Source organism: Roseovarius sp. YIN77, assembly GCF_057219155.1.
In genome coordinates this window covers 81,505-97,994 of the sequence record NZ_JBXVVI010000003.1, presented here as the reverse complement: position 1 = coordinate 97,994, position 16,490 = coordinate 81,505, and the positions used below count along the sequence as shown (strand labels likewise).

15 protein-coding genes are annotated in these 16,490 nt (G+C 57.9%); 2 read left to right on the top strand and 13 right to left on the bottom strand.

All coding sequences use genetic code 11. The features are described 5' to 3' along the window. Positions 1–2 precede the first annotated feature (2 nt). A complete protein-coding gene (locus AC2D8P_RS05750) occupies positions 3–605 on the top strand; it encodes a Smr/MutS family protein (RefSeq protein ID WP_484701299.1) in 603 nt (200 codons plus the stop codon). On the opposite strand, the gene AC2D8P_RS05745 is transcribed toward AC2D8P_RS05750, so the two are convergent. The 4 genes from AC2D8P_RS05745 to AC2D8P_RS05730 form a co-directional block, all read right to left on the bottom strand. Then, positions 602–1,843: an MFS transporter gene (locus AC2D8P_RS05745; protein WP_484701297.1), complete on the bottom strand. Its 1,242-nt coding sequence runs from the start codon at positions 1,841–1,843 to the stop codon at positions 602–604. The genes AC2D8P_RS05750 and AC2D8P_RS05745 overlap by 4 nt on opposite strands. Further along, on the bottom strand, positions 1,825–2,922 hold the full coding sequence (locus AC2D8P_RS05740; RefSeq protein ID WP_484701295.1) for an alpha/beta hydrolase: 1,098 nt from the start codon (positions 2,920–2,922) through the stop codon (positions 1,825–1,827). The genes AC2D8P_RS05745 and AC2D8P_RS05740 overlap by 19 nt, the downstream gene beginning before the upstream one ends. A gap of 66 nt (positions 2,923–2,988) precedes the next feature. Then, entirely contained in the window at positions 2,989–4,296 is a 1,308-nt protein-coding gene (hslU, locus tag AC2D8P_RS05735) for an ATP-dependent protease ATPase subunit HslU (RefSeq protein WP_484701294.1), read from the bottom strand. Next, entirely contained in the window at positions 4,293–5,378 is a 1,086-nt protein-coding gene (locus AC2D8P_RS05730; protein WP_484701292.1) for a hypothetical protein, read from the bottom strand. The genes hslU and AC2D8P_RS05730 overlap by 4 nt, the downstream gene beginning before the upstream one ends. A gap of 157 nt (positions 5,379–5,535) precedes the next feature. Here AC2D8P_RS05730 and AC2D8P_RS05725 point away from each other — a divergent pair, with 157 nt between their 5' ends. Further along, on the top strand, positions 5,536–5,928 hold the full coding sequence (locus tag AC2D8P_RS05725) for a DM13 domain-containing protein (protein WP_484701290.1): 393 nt from the start codon (positions 5,536–5,538) through the stop codon (positions 5,926–5,928). 45 nt (positions 5,929–5,973) lie between these two features. Here AC2D8P_RS05725 and hslV read toward each other — a convergent pair whose 3' ends face one another. The 9 genes from hslV to tsaE all read right to left on the bottom strand — a co-directional run bounded on the left by hslV (position 5,974) and on the right by tsaE (position 16,457). Beyond that, positions 5,974–6,534 (bottom strand): ATP-dependent protease subunit HslV, encoded by a 561-nt coding sequence (gene hslV / locus AC2D8P_RS05720; RefSeq protein WP_484701288.1) that lies wholly within the window; start codon positions 6,532–6,534, stop codon positions 5,974–5,976. Positions 6,535–6,871: 337 nt separating this feature from the next. Beyond that, the gene (locus tag AC2D8P_RS05715) at positions 6,872–7,234 is read right to left on the bottom strand and encodes a Lin0512 family protein (protein WP_484701286.1); all 363 of its coding nucleotides are present in this window, start codon (positions 7,232–7,234) and stop codon (positions 6,872–6,874) included. Next, a complete protein-coding gene (locus tag AC2D8P_RS05710; protein ID WP_484701284.1) occupies positions 7,227–7,577 on the bottom strand; it encodes a Lin0512 family protein in 351 nt (116 codons plus the stop codon). The genes AC2D8P_RS05715 and AC2D8P_RS05710 overlap by 8 nt, the downstream gene beginning before the upstream one ends. 52 nt (positions 7,578–7,629) lie before the next feature. Beyond that, the gene (trxA, locus tag AC2D8P_RS05705) at positions 7,630–7,950 is read right to left on the bottom strand and encodes a thioredoxin (protein ID WP_484701282.1); all 321 of its coding nucleotides are present in this window, start codon (positions 7,948–7,950) and stop codon (positions 7,630–7,632) included. Between the two features lie 59 nt (positions 7,951–8,009). Further along, complete coding sequence (gene addA / locus AC2D8P_RS05700) at positions 8,010–11,405, bottom strand: double-strand break repair helicase AddA (protein ID WP_484701280.1); 3,396 nt, start codon at positions 11,403–11,405, stop codon at positions 8,010–8,012. Continuing rightward, the gene (addB, locus tag AC2D8P_RS05695) at positions 11,402–14,314 is read right to left on the bottom strand and encodes a double-strand break repair protein AddB (protein WP_484701278.1); all 2,913 of its coding nucleotides are present in this window, start codon (positions 14,312–14,314) and stop codon (positions 11,402–11,404) included. Before addB ends, addA begins: the two co-directional genes overlap by 4 nt. Then, positions 14,307–15,005 carry a nucleotidyltransferase family protein gene (locus AC2D8P_RS05690; protein WP_484701276.1) on the bottom strand — a complete coding sequence of 233 codons (699 nt, stop codon included), beginning with the start codon at positions 15,003–15,005 and terminating at the stop codon, positions 14,307–14,309. Before AC2D8P_RS05690 ends, addB begins: the two co-directional genes overlap by 8 nt. Beyond that, positions 15,002–15,991, bottom strand: coding sequence for an aminoglycoside phosphotransferase family protein (locus AC2D8P_RS05685; RefSeq protein WP_484701274.1), 990 nt, complete (start codon positions 15,989–15,991; stop codon positions 15,002–15,004). The genes AC2D8P_RS05690 and AC2D8P_RS05685 overlap by 4 nt, the downstream gene beginning before the upstream one ends. Next, complete coding sequence (tsaE, locus tag AC2D8P_RS05680; RefSeq protein ID WP_484701272.1) at positions 15,984–16,457, bottom strand: tRNA (adenosine(37)-N6)-threonylcarbamoyltransferase complex ATPase subunit type 1 TsaE; 474 nt, start codon at positions 16,455–16,457, stop codon at positions 15,984–15,986. The genes AC2D8P_RS05685 and tsaE overlap by 8 nt, the downstream gene beginning before the upstream one ends. Positions 16,458–16,490 lie beyond the last annotated feature (33 nt).

Below are 16,490 nucleotides of genomic sequence, written 5' to 3'. Positions count from 1 at the left end.
ACATGAGCAAGCGTCGCCGATCCCCAACCGAAGAGGAGCTCCGGCTTTGGCAGCGCGTGGCGGGCAGCGCCACGCCAATGGCAGGTAAAATCCGCCCAACCCTGATGGAAGATGCGGCGCACCCTCTGCGCAACGACCGCCCCACTCCTACTGTCACCGACCCCATAGAGCCGTTTGAAATCGGATCACGGAAAACCGCCGGGCGCAGCAGTGTCAGCCTTTCGCCGTCCATCACCGACCACCTGTCCCGGCAACCCGTGCAGATGGACCAGAAGGTCTTTGGCAAGCTCGCACGTGGAAAATTAGAACCCGAAGCGCGGATTGACCTGCATGGCATGACATTGGATCGGGCGCATTCGGCGCTGACCGCCTTCATCCTGCGTTCTGCAGGTTCGGGCCACCGTTTGGTTCTGGTCATCACCGGCAAGGGTAAATCACGCGAAGATGGCGGCATTATCCCGGAACGGCGCGGTGTTTTACGCCATCACGTCCCCGATTGGTTGCAAACAGGCCTTTTGCGCAGTGTTGTGATGCAGGTTGCCCCCGCCCATCGCCGGCACGGGGGGACCGGGGCCTATTACGTGTATCTTCGTCGCAATCGTTAGGCTTGGTGCGTTGCCGCAATGCGCTGGGCGCGAAACACCGCCGTGCCGCTCAGGCCCGATGCCAGCAAGGTATATAGGGCGATGCCCGTCATTTGCTGATCAAAGTCGACCCCCCAATCAATCAAAACGCCCGTCACAGCCGGCCCGGCAGCAGAGCCCAATACCATCAGCGCCGCCGCCAGCGCCTTGATGGCGCCAAGGTGGCGGGTGCCGTAAATCTCTGCCCAGAACGCATTGGCGATGGTGGACTGACCGCCCTGGGTCATCGACAAAAACACCAGGGCGAGTGCCCCGGCGGCCAGGCTTTCAGCACCCCCAAGCAAATAGAACCCAAAGGCGAGCGGCACTTGATAAAACGGGATCAACCGAAACGCCCCCAATTGATCCATGATCCAACCAATCACCAGCGCGAAAGCAATGGCGCCGGCAGTAAAGACAGGGATCAGGGCGACAAATTCAGCGTGGCTCCAGCCTTTCACCTCGGCCAAATGCACCTGTTGAAAGAAGAGCGCGGTGATAAAAGTGGACGGCACCATCACCATTGGCACCATGGCCCAGAACAACCAATGTTTCAAAACGTCCGGTCGCGACCAATGACGCCCCATCATACCCGCCGCATGTGTTTCAGAGGCGGCGGCAGCTGGCGTTCGTTCCTGTCGCAAAAGCTTGGACAAGACCGGGATGAGCAAGAGCGCGATCACGGCGCAGCACAACCAGATCATACGCCAATACAGAACGGACATGAGTGAGACCATGATGATCGGCAAAAGCGCCTCCCCCGCCGCAAATCCAAGTGAGGCGATGGATAGGGCGCGCCCACGCGCAGCCACGAACCAGCGCGCCATGGCAACCACGGCCAAATGGCTGAGCATGCCCTGACCGGCAAAACGCAGCGCAAATATGATAAACGGCAACAGCCAAACAAAGGGTGACACGGCCATTGCCACGCAGGCTGCCGCCAAACCAACCATGACCAGCGCCCCCAGATGGCGCACGCGCAGTCGGTCGCTTAACCCCCCGGCCCAGATCATTAGGATGGCGGAGCAAAGCGTACCGAGACCGTAAATCGTGCCCCAGCGCGCATTGCTCAGGCCGAACTCGGCCCGGATCTCGCCGCCGAAAATGGAAATGAAAAAAGTCTGCCCAAAGCAGGAAATCAGGGTCAGCAGCGCGCCCGCAGACAAGAACCGCGCGTTTTCGCGAAGAAAGGACGCAAAGCTCATTGGGCTGTTGGCCACAGGATGACCTGCGTTGCATTGCGCACTGTCAGCACTGTTCCAGGGATCAGGCCAGTGCGGCCCGCACGGTCACCGCGAAAGGCGGCCTCGACCCCGGGCAACAGCCGCAAGATTTGTATCAGCTCAGGCGACGACGCGGCGTTGAAATGACCGCCGGGATCGCCAGAAAATTCTGATACATCGAACAATACGATATCAAACTCTGATAGTTCAGCCGCATCAGTGACAGTTCCCAACCTTTCCCCCTGACCCGTCAACCGGGCAGACAGGCCAAGCGCACGATCCCGGTCAGAGGCGAAGATCGCAAATGGCTGCGGCAGCTTCTTGATGCGGGTCATTTGTTGTTTGAACAGGGCAATATCGATGTCCGGCGATATCAGAACCACCCCGCTAAGCAGGCGCGCCGCATGTCCGGGGCGGGCAATTTCCATCTGCCGCAAAGTCTCCACAGCCAGCAAGCCGCCAATAGAATGTGCAACCAATAAAATACCATCTGCGCCAGCCCCATCGATCAGGTGGATGAATTCTTCCAGCCCATCGCGGGCAAAAAGGGCGCTGTCGCGATCATAGGCGTATCCTAGGGGATTGCCTAAGCTTGGCCAGGAATAGTGCACGGCGACATCAGGCAGATTAAAATCTGCGGCCATTTGGGTTAGTCGAAAGACACCATCGGCGAAGTTATTATTGTAGCCATGGACATAGAGCATGACGATCCGTTGCCCGCGCGGTCGCTTGACCAGCTCCCGTCGCAAGACCGTCTGAAAGGCGCGGGGGTCATCCTGAAACTCAACGGCCGTGGCGATGAAGTCGGTTTGCGGATCAGGCGCGCCTCGGGTCAGCTCTATCCGGCCCGTTTCATGGGTTGGCGGGACAGAGATATCCATCCGCGCCAAGCGCAACTGCGGATCACGCTCCGCCCCAAAAAGCAGGGCGTCATGCGTGCCTCGTGTTGTTCCGATGAAAACGGGGTATTCGGTCCCGATCCCTTTTGCGGCGGGGTCAACATGGATCGCGGCCCGCGGGGCGCAGGCTGTGATGAAGGCCACAAGAAGTAAGAACAAAGCCCTGAAAAACATCATGGCGGGATCCGGACTGATTACACGGACCTGCCTATCAGGATTGTTTTCATGCGACCAGACCGGTCGTTACAACACGTAACGGCTGAGATCGGCAGACTTTGACAGCGCGCCCAAATGAGCCTCAACAAAATCGGCATCCACGGTAATGGATTCGCCCGACCTGTCCGGGGCGGTGAATCCCAGCTCCTCAAACACGCGTTCGATCACGGTGTAGAGCCGGCGCGCGCCGATGTTTTCCACGCTGTGGTTCACATCTGCCGCGATTTTTGCCAGCGCCGCAATACCATCTTCGGTAAAGGTCACCGTCACCTCTTCGGTGGCCATAAGGGCGGTGTATTGCAGGGTCAGCGCATTGTCGGTTTCGGTCAGGATGCGGACGAAATCCTCTTCGGTCAGGGCGCGAAGTTCGACCCGGATTGGCAGGCGGCCCTGAAGTTCGGGCAGCAGGTCAGACGGCTTTGCCACATGAAACGCGCCCGACGCGATAAAGAGGATGTGATCGGTTTTAACGGGCCCGTATTTGGTGGAGACGACGGTGCCCTCGATCAGGGGCAGCAGGTCACGCTGTACACCTTCGCGACTGACATCGGCGCCGCGGGTATCTGACCGGGCGGTGACTTTGTCGATCTCATCAATGAAAACGATGCCGTTTTGTTCTGTCGCCTCTAACGCTGCGCGGTTGACCGCCTCTTCATCCAAGAGCTTGTCGGCCTCTTCACCGATCAAGATTTCATAGCTTTCAGCCACGGTCAGTTTGCGCTTGACGGTGCGCCCGCCAAAGGCCTTGCCAAAGAGATCGCCCAGATTCATCATACCCATCTGGCCGCCGGGTTGGCCGGGAATATCCATCATCGGCATTGGGCTGGAGGTATCAGTGAGCTCCAGCTCGATCATTGTATCGTCGAGGTCCCCTGCTTTCAGCTTGCGGCGAAACATTTCGCGCGTTTGTTCACGGGCATCTGTACCGGCGATGGCCTCTATCACCCGTTCCTCTGCCGCCTGATGCGCAGACGCTTTCACATCCTCGCGCATTTGTTCGCGGATCATGGTGATGGCTGCATCAGCCAGATCGCGGATCATTTGTTCGACGTCCCGACCTACATAGCCGACCTCAGTGAATTTGGTGGCCTCAACCTTGATAAAGGGCGCTTTGGCCAGTTTGGCCAGACGACGGCTAATTTCGGTTTTGCCCACCCCGGTGGGCCCGATCATCAGGATGTTTTTCGGATAAACTTCATCACGCAAATCATCGGGCAATTGCTTGCGTCGCCAGCGATTGCGCAGGGCCACAGCCACCGCACGCTTGGCGTCCTTCTGTCCGATGATAAAGCGATCCAGTTCGGATACAATCTCGCGTGGGGTCAGGTCGGTCATTCCGGCTCCATCTGTGAAGTTTGTTCGGGCACATGCCACGGCGGCAGGCGGTTTTTGCCCGGAAAATTGGGTAGGCGGCGCATAAGTACTGCGCGAATGTTGATCCACCAGACACCAAGCGCGGTGATGAATGCGCCAAGAACAAGCAGGGTGATCACGATGTTTAGGTCACTGTCGCTTTCGACATTGTTTTGCAGGGTCCATAACAAAATCACAGCCAGATAGCCAATCCCGGCGGTCAGAAAAGAACGACGGTCAATGATCAGGGCAATCAGGGCCACAACAACCAGCGACAGGCCAGAATAGATGTAGCCCATATTTCCCTCTATGCTGAGCAGGGAAAAGGCGATTGTGTTGACCAAAGCCGGTGCGGCCAGCAAGTGCAGCCAAAACCCGGTCACCGAATAGCGGCTGACGCGCATCGGATCGCGCATGTCAAAATACATACCGCCGAGAAATGCAAAAAACCCCGTGATCAACGACGCCCAGGCCAGAGCGGAACCGGACTGTAGGTCAAAGGCCTCAGCGCGCCAAAACAGCACGCCAAAATCGCCGAACCGATCAATTTCTGCCAACAGGCTGAGGATTCCAAGAAATCCGAATATGCCCAACGCAAACATGGCAAAGGGCAGGTGAAACTGACGAAAATAGAGCGCCAGTGCACCCATTCCGGCGACAGAAACGATGGCGGGATGCATGTCAGAATCAAAAACGAGCAGCGCGGTGGCGATAAACACACCCAGACTGGCGCACAAAAACACACCCGGCAGGGTCATGCGCCGCCGTCGCACCATGTAAATTGACATCAGCCAGCAAAGAGCGACGCCGACAAGTGGCATCAAAACACCCCCTCCAACCACATTGGTAAAGGACAGCATGCCAGCCACCAGCAGGATCAACCCAACAGTGACAAACAGTTCTGAGAACCCGCTGAAAAATTCAAAGGGCTCATCCTCCGCAGGGAGTGCGGTGCGGATGCCTTGACGCTGTTGAACATGCGTACTGAACGCGGCAGCGTGGGCCTCATCCAAAATTCCGGCGGCCACGGCCGATCGAATATCTTCTGTACTAAATTGTGACATGAACAGCTTTCATAGTCTGATCCGGCGAACCTAATCACCAAATCTGGAAACGCAAGGCGGCAAACAAAATCTCACAGCCCATCACACAACCGTTGGTCCCCTTTTTTCAACGCGACCGGGTGCATATTCATTACCCATCGCAACGAAAGGACACCCAATGATTACCCGACGCTCATTCATGACATCAGTGCCCCTTGTCGGCGCCGCTTTGACCCTTGGCCTGTCGGCCCTGCCTGCCTGGGCACAAAGATCGGGCAGCTTCGAAGGGCTATCAACCCACGTCACCGAAGGCACGGCCCGAATTGTCGAAGAAAACGGCACGTATTTTGTTGAGTTCGGAGATGATTTCACCCACGATGAATCACCTGATCCACGCGTAGCGCTGGGCAAAGACGGGTATGACCCCTCTACCAAATTGGGAGAGTTGAAGTCGCGCAATGGCGGCCAAAGATATGAAATCCCGGCAAACATCGACGTTTCAAACTACAACGAGATCTGGCTTTGGTGCGATGTTGCTGATGTGCCCCTTGGGCGCGCACCCCTGAACTAAGCCAGCTTCGGGTCCGGCGCCCTCCCTCAGGTTTCGGATCCGAATTTATCCGCCGGTGATGGTTTCCACCGTCAGATTGCCGTTCGTATATACACAGATGTCGGCGGCGATGGCCATGGCTTTGCGCGCGATGTCTTCAGCGGGCAGATCGGTTTCCAGCAATCCGCGCGCCGCTGCCAGCGCATAGTTTCCCCCAGACCCAATCGCGGCGATGCCGTGTTCGGGCTCCAACACATCGCCGGCCCCGGTGATGACATATAACTCCCGCCCATCGGTGACGATCAGCATGGCCTCTAGCTTTTGCAGGTATTTGTCGGTGCGCCAGTCTTTGGCGAGCTCGACGCTTGCGCGCTGTAGTTGCCCGGGTGTGGCCTCTAGCTTTGCCTCCAGCCGCTCCAACAAGGTAAAGGCATCGGCAGTGGATCCCGCAAACCCGGCAACCACGTCATAGCCGCCGGGGGATAGGCGGCGCACCTTGCGGGCCGTGCCCTTTATCACCGTCTGGCCCAGACTGACCTGCCCGTCACCCGCGACCACGACCTGCCCGCCCTTGCGCACACCGATAATGGTGGTGCCGTGCCATCCGGGAAACTGATCCTGTGCCATATGTGCCTCCGTATCTTGTTGCCCCTATATGGGCCGGTGGGAGAGCTGTGGCAACAGGTGCAAACCGATTTGATAGATATGCACCAAATGCAATCCGGGATTGCCGAACCGGCATTTGTTCGAAGCCCCCTATTTGTTTAGAGCATCGTCAATCAAACAATTGGCAGTCAAACCGGTGGGAGGGGAGTTATGGCCAATAGCACGCAGATCATCGAGACCCCTTTCGGAGCGATCGCAATCGTCTTCATCGCATGTTTGCTGCACAGGGCGCGTCGCGGCGTTGCTGGCCGTGTTGTGAAATCAGGCTCTGCTAAAAGATAAGGGCGCGCGCACCTATTCACCCTGCCGACAGGCGATACTGATCTGACATTGCGGGCAAAAACGCCTCTACCGCGGCCTGCGCGACCACATGAGTTTGACCGTCGCCCTGGACATCCAATCCACCCCTGACCGCAGTTACCACTGCCCGACCACGGGGCAGCCTGGCCCGCACCACATCCAGATCGACCTGAACAGGTTCTGCCACAGCCACGGTGACCTGAACCCGCATTTCCATATGATCGATACCCAATGTGCCGAAAAGCGTGATTGACGAATGACGCAGCGCGTCCTCAACCGCACGGCAGGCGGCCTTGGTATAGTCCTGACCGTAAAGGTCATTTCCCATACCCATTTCCAAAATGATGCGCTGATCAGACATTCGCGGGCTCCATATCAAACGACACCGCAAGCGCCACATTGGCAATGACTGTCTTGCCGCCATCGGCCTTGGGTACATCCAGCCCGCCGAATTTCGGATGAATCGTCACTTGTCCATAAGGGAAGATTGCAGACAGCCGATCAGTGTCAATTTGTTCAGGATCCTGAACGCCGACCTCGACGTCAATCAGCATGGCCTCTTTTGGGAAACCAAACAGCTCTGCCATATTGATGGAATTGTGCCACAGCGCATCGCGAATGGCGCGTTCGGCCGCGCCGGTGTAATCGCCGCGCCTGAGCGAACTGCCCATGCCAAATTCAACAAGAACACGTGTTTTGGCCATGCCCGCCCCGGAAATGAAAAGGGGCGCCCTGCGCCCCTAACCGTTCAGAATCTTAGATCGATTCCTTGATCCAGCTTTCCAGCGCAGCCTTTGGTGCGGCGCCGACCTTGTTGGATATGACCTCACCGCCCTTGAACATAAAGAGCGCCGGGATACCACGCACCCCCATTTGGGCGGGGGAGTTCGGGTTTTCATCCACATTCACCTTGGCGATCTTGATCTGCCCGTCATATTGGACGGCCAGCTCTTCCAGGGCGGGGCCGATCTGTTTGCATGGGCCACACCATTCGGCCCAGAAATCGACGACGACGGGGATGTCGGAATTGCGCACTTCGGCGTCAAAAGTGGCATCGGTGACAGCGACGGTTGCCATATGAAATACTCCTGCGGGATAGGTTCGGGTTAGGAACCTAGGGACGCCTTGGCCTGACGTCAAGGGACGACCACATGATCAAGGGCTGTAGTCACGATCTTGTGGGGAATTGGCATGACATGCGCAGTTTTTGTCCACAAAATGGCGATCTCAACCACCTGATCAGGGTAAATCTGCACCAGCGCTGCATAATACGCCGCCATTTGCCGCGAGATTCCATCAGGAGCGTCCTCTGCCCTGTCCGGCACCACCGCGTTGGTTTTGAAATCCACCGCCAATACGCGGTCAGGCCCAACCAGCAATCGATCCACGGTGCCAAGAATACGCCGCCCGCCCAGCGCCGGAATACTGGCGGTCAGCTCAACCTCTGCCAGCGCTGCATCATCAAAAATCTCTGCACAGCCCGGATCAAGCAGTACTTGTTGTGCCTCCTCTAGACAGGACTGGCGCTCGTCATTCGTTGCATCCGGGAACTGGCCGGATAACAAACGATCGGCTGCGTTGGACCATTCAGCGCGCATAACATCCGGCAAATGTTCCAACAGCAGGTGGATCATACTACCGCGCCGCAGGCCGGCGTCCTCATCAAGCCCATCCGCGCCGGGCAAGGCCTTTGCCCCGCCAAGATCAGAGGGAGACAACAATCCCGGGCCATCCACAGCCGCCGGTGCAGCACGCGCTGCCCAATCTGGGATGGCCTGTTCGGGTCCTTTCGGCGGTTCAGATACTGTTTCGCCCGACCCTTCCCAAGCACCACCCGATAACCGCAGCCCGCACCCGGCAGGAAATTCAACAGGCTCTGCTCCGGCGGATTCCATTCCTGCGCTGATCTGATTGTACCAGTTGCGGTCATTCTTATCCGGATCGCCCGCGCCCGCGACAATCAGCCATTTTTCCGCGCGGGTCATTGCTACATAAAGCAAACGATCTTGTTCGGCGTCGCGCTGGGCGGTCAAGCGTCCGCTTATGTCAGCGACGGGCTCTGGCTGTTGCGCTGCGGGCGTTTTCCAATATGCAATGCCATCACCGGGCAGCACCTCATCGCGAAGCGCTGTTTTTGCACGAATCGTGTCGGGCAGGATAACGATCGGGGCCTCCAACCCCTTTGCGCCATGCACGGTCATCACGCGAATTCGATCTGATGCACTGTCTAGCTGCCGCTTGATTTCCACATCCCCCGCAGAGAGCCAGCCCAGAAACCCGGTCAGGCTGGGAATATCAGCCCGCTCATAGGCCAGCGCCTGCGCCAGCAAAGCGTCAATGCCATCTTCGGCCTCTGTCCCCAGCCGGGCGAGTAATTTCTGGCGTCCGCTGTGCCGGGTCAGGGCGCGTTCAATCAGGTCATAGGGGCGCAGAAAGTCTGCATTTCGGCGCAAATCATTCAGGATATTTAAAGTATCTGGATGATGCTCTGCCTGATCGCGCAGGGCGGCCCATAAAAACTGCCCCTTTGGCCTGGGTTGGGCCAACGCATGGAGGGCCTGCTGTGTCCAGCCGAAAAGTGGCGATCGCAAGACTGCCGCCAGAGACAGATCATCCTCTGGTGTTGCGAGAAACGATAGCAGCGCCGAAATATCGCGCACGGCCAGTTCCGCCCCGATTTTCAACCGATCCGCCCCGGCAATTGGCAGATTGCGGGATTTACAGGCGCGGATAAGTTCGTGAAACAGCTCTGACCGACGTTGAACCAGGATCAGGATATCCCCGGCCCGCACCTTGCGCATTTGGTATCTGCCAGAACCATCGGCTTGATCCGGCAAATCGGCCCGCCCAACCATCCCGGCAATCTGATCCGCGATCATATTTGCCAATATGACCGTTTCCTTGTTTTCCGCCACCCGGTCGACGGGGTCATACCATTTCCCGGGGTCAGGGTGTTCTGTGCGCGGAGTGGCAGGCCACAGATCCACCCGACCGGGCATCTGGGATTTGAAGGCCAGATGGTGGACATTGCCGCCCAACCCAGTTTCGTCCGGTCGGTTAAAAACTGTATCAACCAGCCTTAAAATCGGTGCCGCGGAACGAAACGAATACTCAAGACCCATCGCGGCGAAGGGCTGATCAACCTGACGTAGACTGCTTTCAAAATGGGCCGACATTCTGTCAAACCCCTCCGGATCTGCCCCCTGAAACGAATAGATCGATTGCTTTTTGTCGCCCACGACAAAGACCGTGCGCTGAACGTCATCCCGGGCGCCCTGCCCGGCGGTAAATTCCTGTGTCAGCCGTTCGATCACATCCCATTGCACCGGGCTTGTGTCTTGTGCCTCATCCACCAGAAGATGATCGATCCCGCCGTCCAGCCGGTACAGGACCCACTGGGCCACAGCTGGATCGCTTAACAGCGCGCGTGCCTTCAAAATCAGGTCGTCGAAATCCAACCACCCATGTCGGGCTTTCCGGTCCCGATAATGTTTCAGAAACTGATGCGCGAACCGATGAAGAACCAGCGCCCGCTCCGCAGAGAGGAGCGCAATCCGATCCGGACGCGCCTGTTCCACGGCCTGCATCAGGTTTTCTATCCTGGGCAGTATGTCGGCAAGACCTGCGCGGGTGCTTTTTGTTGGGAAGGATCCGATCTTGGCACTAAAGGGCGGATTTTTCTTGGAACCTGCGCCGAACAGGAACACTTGCTCTAACACCTCCAGATCAACTGCGCGCAAGGCCGATGGATCAATGCTTTGCAGGCGGGTTGCCGCTGTCTGGTCGGTGCTTGAGCCCTGCGACAGCGCCGAAACCAGACGTTGAAAGTCGGTGCATTGAATGCAAATGGAAATCTTTTTCAGTAAATCTGATAAACTAACCCCGGGCGCCAACCGTAAACTTTTTAACAGATGATCGCGATCCGGCGGGTTTGAAAACAACGCCTGATGTTTGACGACTTCTCCGGCCAAATCCGCCAGATCATCGCCGGACATATGGTGCGCCAGCTCGCCCAGAAGCTCGGCCTCCGGCCCTTCGGCGATTTCCTCAACAACCTCTTCGCGCAAAACCTTTGCGGCGCGTTCGTCCATCTCTACAAATTGCGGACTGACCCCGGCCTCCAGCGGGAACCGACGCAGAAGTGCCGAACAGAAAGAGTGGATGGTCTGAATCTTCAGCCCGCCAGGCGTTTCAATGGCGCTGGCGAACAATCTGCGCGCTTCTGCAACTTTATCGGAAGAGATGCGCGCGCCTTCACCCAAATGTGTCAGGGCCTCGCGCAGCTTCACCTCTTCCAGCATGGCCCATTCGCCCAACCGGCCAAACAGGCGATTTTGCATTTCGGACGCTGCGGCCTTTGTGTAGGTCAGGCACAGGATGTTTTGCGGCGGGACCTTGTTTAGCAAAAGTCGCGCCACCCTATCTGTCAGAACGCGGGTTTTGCCCGATCCGGCGTTAGCTGACAGCCAGACAGAGCCTGCCGGATCTGCCGCCCTGACCTGTGCTTCTGTCGCCGCGTCGCGTTTGATCATGGCATATCCTCTGCCACCGGCTCGTCAGCATCATCCCACTCACCAAAGCGCGCCAGGTGGTCATAATCCCCCTCAAACCGTTGCTTTGCGACGGCGCGTCGGGCCAAGTACCCCTGTTTTGGGCCGAAATAGGCACTGATCAATGCCTGAAACTCGGACCAGACCCGACCCAATCCCGGATCATCCAGCGGTGCGGCCACAAGCTTGGGCTTTGTCCCAAGGCCGATGTAGCTGGCCTGCGTTACGGTAGATGGCCCAACCCTGGAAAATCCACCCCGTTCGGCCATTGCGGCCTCTAACAAAAGCTGCTTCTCGAAATGCTTTTGTTCATCCGGGCTGGGCGGTGTTCCGGTCTTGTAATCATATATCCTAATGCCGCCACCGGCTTCGCGATCAAATCGGTCAGCCTTGGCCGACAGCGTAAAATCCACCCCCGTCAGATCCACGGTACCCAGCTGCTCCGGTTCAAGCGGCGTTGCAGATGAGCGGCGCTCCATTTCACCCGCTAAAAACCAGTCGAGGGTTTTTTCAAACTTTGCCAGCCAAATCTGCTGTGCAGTTTGCCAAGGTGCGCGGGCCGCAAACTCCTCCCTCGCGATTCGGAGCAGCCCTTCCCGTGACTCTACCCCCTCGCGGACAAATCGCTCCAGCACCTTGTGCAAGATCGTTCCCCGAAGCGACGCATCGGGGCTGGGGTTTATGGGATCAAGTTTGCGTAAGTTCAAAACATTGCGTGCATAAATGGCAAAGGGATCTCGGATCAGCGTTTTTATCTGTGTCACGGAAAGCCGTCTTGGCCGCTGTGATACAGGGGGTTGTGGCGCGGGCCGCGACGCGGGCGAAACCTCTGCCACGGGTTTTTCAACACATCGCACCAAATCCAACCAATCCTGCCCCCTTGCCCGCATATCATTCAGGGCGTCAGGGCCACCTTGGTCAGGCAGGCCGTCAAGCAGGTTTGTCAGCCGGTTCAACCAGCGCGACGGCACGGTTTCAGACTCTGCATCGCGCACGGCCCGGGTGATCCACACCTCATTCGCGCCAACAGCCTGCTGATAGTCATGGGCGGACAGGCCGATCCGACGTTCGGGCAGCAATAGTCCCGCATCTTTGCGCATTTGCCGATTTAGCCACGGGTCCGGGGCGGGCTGCCCTGGCCAAGCCCCATCGTTCAATCCACCAAGGATCACCAGATCGGCACCCTGAACGCGGGCCTCCAGCGTGCCCCAAATCATAATGCTGGGGTGGGGCTGGTCCGGCACGCGAACCTCCCGCGCCTGAAGTTGGCGGGTCAAAAGCCGCACGTAATCGGCGATGTGGACTTGCCCGCTTGAACCCGCGGCATCGCAAAGCTCATCCATCACCGCTCGCGCCTCGCGGCCCGCGGCCTGCTGCCACAGCTCACCCGGAGCGGCGCCCCCGGGACCAGCTGAAAGCCGCTCTGCGAGCTCAATATGTTTTTTAAGGTGGTCCGACAGGGGCCGCTCACCCCCCAGTTCAAGATCATCAAGTAAGCCAGATAGCCACAGCGCCCAGTCAACACGCCCCGGATCGCCCAGCGCCCAAAGCTTAATGTCCTCCGCGCTGGGGAAGGCTATCGCCCCTCGGCGCAAGTGTAGCTCTAACTCCCGGGTCCAGAGCAGGTGGTCTCCGCGGGCGCTGGACCCTGTGTTGGTCAACGGGTGCTTTAACAGGACCATCAGATCCTCGCCGGTCAGACGCTGGCCGATAAGCGCCGCAATATGGCGTAAAAACCGCCCAGGCGCAGACAAAGACAGGGGCCGCCCGGCACTGTCGTCGGGTGCAATATCCCACCGGTCCAATGCGGCGGTAACTTGTCGCGTCAGTTGACGATCTGGCGAAATCAGCGCCGCAGCTTGACCGTCCTCGGCCGCTTTGCGCAGGCGAAGCGCGATGACGGCCGCCTCCTCCCGGGTTGTTGGGGCCTCTATCAGGGTCACTCGTTCCGTTGATGGGGCAATATCGTGCAGTTTTGCACCTTCTGTCATCCAGCGATCCGTTACCGGCGCGGGGCGGAGCGACAGCGAAATCAACGTGTTTCGTCCCGGGCTCGGGGCAAGACCGCGGGCCCATTCCTGCACACAATCACGCGGCGCATCCAATTCCTGCAACAATTGCGCAAAGCGGTATTGAGGATGATCTTCAAATGATGCCGTTTTCCGCATCTTGTCCCAGACATCAGCGGGCTGGTGAAAGTCAAACCCTGGCAGGATCAGCGCCCCTTGTGGAAGATTGGCAACCGCCCGCATCAGCAATCGCGTTGTTCCCCGAGATCCAGTTGTGCCGGCAACAATGATCGGATGATCAGGGGGGCTTGCCCGCCATTTGTCGATCTGGTTCCGCACAAGCGCGCGCCGCTGGGCCTCTGCATCTTGCGATACCTCTTCAAAATAGGGCGCTATCAAATTCAGAAACTGCAGCGTCCGCGCCCAGTGGCCGGATTGATCGGTTACATCAAGCTGTTGAAATATATCGGGCGACACACCCTCGCCCTGCATCTCTTCCATCAGCGAGAGTAAGCTGTCTGCCAGATCAAATACTGCGCTTTCCGGGGCCAGATCAGGCTGCGCCCGGATCAAGCCGCGCACCAACTGGGCCAGCTCCAACTTGCGTTGAAGGCTGGAAACAGGTTTGTGCGCCTCTTCCCACGCGGCTGGCAACATATCTACGACCAGGCGGATCCGCGGTAAAAACCCGCACCCTGCCTCAGCAAACAGCAATTGAATACGCCTCTGCATCCGCCGCGTGTTGACGTACAGTTCCACCCGCGCCATTGCCTCTGCGGGCTGATCGTGCATCCGATCTTTCATCCCCTGAACAAGGGCGCGCGCAAAATCGGTACCGGGCGGCATGGCAAACAGGCGCGGATGCGGGCACGGATCAAACATTATCACTTCCACGCAACATTGCCTCTGCGGTCCCTATTCCCTCGGGCGTGCCCACATCACACCACTGCCCAGGATAGCTCATCCCGTAGACGCGACCTCGGTCCATCAGGTCATCCCACAGCAGGTTTAAAGAGAACGCCTTTTCCGTAAACCCGCTCAGCCGATCGGTTCGGATAATCTGTGCACCGGTATAGACTTGCCCGGGCCCGCGTTTTAGCGTGCCATTGTCGTCACGTATAAAGTCACCACGCCCGCCATGTGCCGTCGCCCGCTGTGGCGGGACCAACATCAACAACGCATCCATTTGATCTGGCCGCCACGCCGTTCGAAGCAAGGACAGTGGATTTGGTCCCCTCCAAACAGCATCTGGGTTGAAGGTAAAAACAGGGCCTGACCCGAGCAGCGGCAAAGCCTGCCGCAACCCGCCCCCGGTCTCTAAAACAGTCTCTAATTCATGGGAAAATGCAATATTTTGGCCTGAAAGGTGGGCGTGAATCATTTCCGCCTTGTAGTGGGTGTTGACCACAATCGTCTTGACACCAGCATCCTCAACCCACCCCAGCGCATGATCGATCAAGGGCCTGCCGCCCACAGGGATCAACGGTTTGGGCCTGTCCTTGGTCAGTTGACCCATACGAGTCCCCAGCCCAGCGGCAAACAGCATTAAGGAGGTCGGGAGTTCAGCCGTCATTGCGTTCTGAGCCCCTGTAAATGTTTGGTACTGGGTTCTGGCAGCACTGACAAAACGGCCAAGCGTAGGCCCTGTAAGGAAGGATGGTGCAAATTTTCCATCAACAACGCCCAAACCCGGGGGATCATATCAATATAGTGATGTTTGCCGCCCACGCGCGACAGGCGTGCAAAGATCCCCAATATGCGCAGATTGCGCTGTGCGCCCTGAGCCGCGACGGCCGCTGTTAAATCGCCGACCGATCGGCCGGATAGATCCGCATAACGGGCAATCATCGCCGTCGCACATTGGGCAGATACATCTCGGCGCGCATCCTGGATCAACGAGGCCAGATCATAGCTATGATGGCCCAGCAAAGCGTCCTGAAAATCCAGCAAACCAACCCGGGCGACCCCTTCGCGATCTGGCAGCCAGATCAGGTTCTCGGCATGAAAGTCTCTTAGAATGACGCAGTCAGTTTCAGGAGCAATTTCTTGCAAAATGGTCTCTAACTCAGCCGAAATAGCATGAAATTGCTCAGCATTGCTGTCACCACCTACGTAGAGTTCAAACGCAGGCGCAATGTATTGGGCCATCATATGAGGCCCATATAGTTGCAGGCCATCGGGTGCCTGGCGTTGGTGTAGGTGAAACAGGACGTCAACGGCAGCCTCATAAAGAACGCGCTCATCGGCCGGGTGCTTATGCAGCCAGCGACCATAAACGGCGTCGCCCAGGTCCTCCATCAGGATCAATCCCAAAGCCTTGTGTGCCGCAAAGACCTCTGGCGCGCTCAGACCGCAGTCCCGCAAATGTTTGGCGATCGACAGAAAGGGCACAATCGATCCCTGATCCGGTGGATGATCCATCAAGATGGCGCGCTGATCCGCGAACTTCAGACGACTGTACAGGCGGGATGACGCATCCCCTGCCATGGGCGTGATCACAGCGCCATGCCAACCCGCCCCCTTTAGGAAGGTAGCGATATTGTCCCCGCGCTCAATCACGAATGGCCTCCAGCACTTGGCGCCATCGTTCGTGATCGCCGTAAACCTGAAGGTGTCGCACCTGAGGTTGTGAAGCCATGCTAAATGCCAGTGTTAGAGCCTGTTTTGGGATATACCCGCCTAATCTGTCGGGCCATTCGATCAGACAAATCGCGTCGCTCAGCGCCTCTTCCAAACCCAGCTCAAACACCTCGTCCGGGGTCGTCAGGCGATACAGATCGCAATGCCAAACCTCGCCGGACACGGTGTCATAGGTCTGGACCAGCGTGAATGTGGGCGATGGCACATCTTCGGGCACGTCCAATAAATCCTGAATCACTGCCCGGGCAAAATGGGATTTCCCGGCCCCAACGGATCCTTCCAGCAGCAAGCAGTCACCGGGGTGCAACAAAGCAGAAATCCGTCGCGCCAAAGCGGCCGTTTCTTCCGGGCTGGACAGGGTCAAGGTGCGGGCGGGGTCAGTCATGGTCGAACTTTAGCCCAGGCAGTGGCAGCCGCA

What these genes read in the sequence shown, in the direction of transcription:
- AC2D8P_RS05750 (WP_484701299.1), top strand. Translation starts at nt 3, where the DNA reads ATGAGCAAGCGTCGCCGATCCCCAACCGAAGAGGAGCTCCGGCTTTGG.
- AC2D8P_RS05740 (WP_484701295.1), bottom strand. Translation starts at nt 2,922, where the DNA reads ATGATGTTTTTCAGGGCTTTGTTCTTACTTCTTGTGGCCTTCATCACA.
- hslU (WP_484701294.1), bottom strand. Translation starts at nt 4,296, where the DNA reads ATGACCGACCTGACCCCACGCGAGATTGTATCCGAACTGGATCGCTTT.
- AC2D8P_RS05730 (WP_484701292.1), bottom strand. Translation starts at nt 5,378, where the DNA reads ATGTCACAATTTAGTACAGAAGATATTCGATCGGCCGTGGCCGCCGGA.
- AC2D8P_RS05725 (WP_484701290.1), top strand. Translation starts at nt 5,536, where the DNA reads ATGATTACCCGACGCTCATTCATGACATCAGTGCCCCTTGTCGGCGCC.
- hslV (WP_484701288.1), bottom strand. Translation starts at nt 6,534, where the DNA reads ATGGCACAGGATCAGTTTCCCGGATGGCACGGCACCACCATTATCGGT.
- AC2D8P_RS05715 (WP_484701286.1), bottom strand. Translation starts at nt 7,234, where the DNA reads ATGTCTGATCAGCGCATCATTTTGGAAATGGGTATGGGAAATGACCTT.
- AC2D8P_RS05710 (WP_484701284.1), bottom strand. Translation starts at nt 7,577, where the DNA reads ATGGCCAAAACACGTGTTCTTGTTGAATTTGGCATGGGCAGTTCGCTC.
- trxA (WP_484701282.1), bottom strand. Translation starts at nt 7,950, where the DNA reads ATGGCAACCGTCGCTGTCACCGATGCCACTTTTGACGCCGAAGTGCGC.
- addA (WP_484701280.1), bottom strand. Translation starts at nt 11,405, where the DNA reads ATGATCAAACGCGACGCGGCGACAGAAGCACAGGTCAGGGCGGCAGAT.
- addB (WP_484701278.1), bottom strand. Translation starts at nt 14,314, where the DNA reads ATGTTTGATCCGTGCCCGCATCCGCGCCTGTTTGCCATGCCGCCCGGT.
- AC2D8P_RS05690 (WP_484701276.1), bottom strand. Translation starts at nt 15,005, where the DNA reads ATGACGGCTGAACTCCCGACCTCCTTAATGCTGTTTGCCGCTGGGCTG.
- tsaE (WP_484701272.1), bottom strand. Translation starts at nt 16,457, where the DNA reads ATGACTGACCCCGCCCGCACCTTGACCCTGTCCAGCCCGGAAGAAACG.